Genomic DNA, 342 nt, shown 5'->3' with positions numbered 1-342 from the left:
GCTGATGATGACAAAGCTATAGCAGCATATGAATACTGTAACCTACATGGATTATGGATTGCTCAGGCATAATAATCCTTTGATAATCGTATAGTATACCAATCGACCTACAAGATTGTCTTTATAGACCTGTCTTGTGGGTCTTTTTTTATGAAATTATGGAAATTATTTCGTATCAGTATTTTCTTCAATTATGGACATGCAAGAGTATTTATGTAATAATATATATGAGATTAAAGTGGATTTATGGTGTATAAGGAGAGAATATGACTAATATAAACAAAATAGGTGTAATAGGGGCTATGAACGAAGAAGTTGTTAGCTTGACAAAGATGTTAAATA

General features: G+C 31.0%; 1 protein-coding gene. It reads left to right on the top strand.

All coding sequences use genetic code 11. The features are described from left to right. Positions 1-72, top strand: a 72-nt coding sequence (locus NE547_RS18100; protein WP_256176634.1) for a desulfoferrodoxin family protein, incomplete at its 5' end; no start/stop codon positions are given. Positions 73-342 lie beyond the last annotated feature (270 nt).

Origin of the sequence: Flavonifractor sp. DFI.6.63 (genome assembly GCF_024462255.1) — a bacterium.
Taxonomy (GTDB): Bacteria; Bacillota; Clostridia; order Oscillospirales; family Oscillospiraceae; genus Lawsonibacter_A; species Lawsonibacter_A hominis.
The sequence above is the reverse complement of the archived record's forward strand: the minus strand, read 5'-3'. Positions and strand labels throughout refer to the sequence as shown.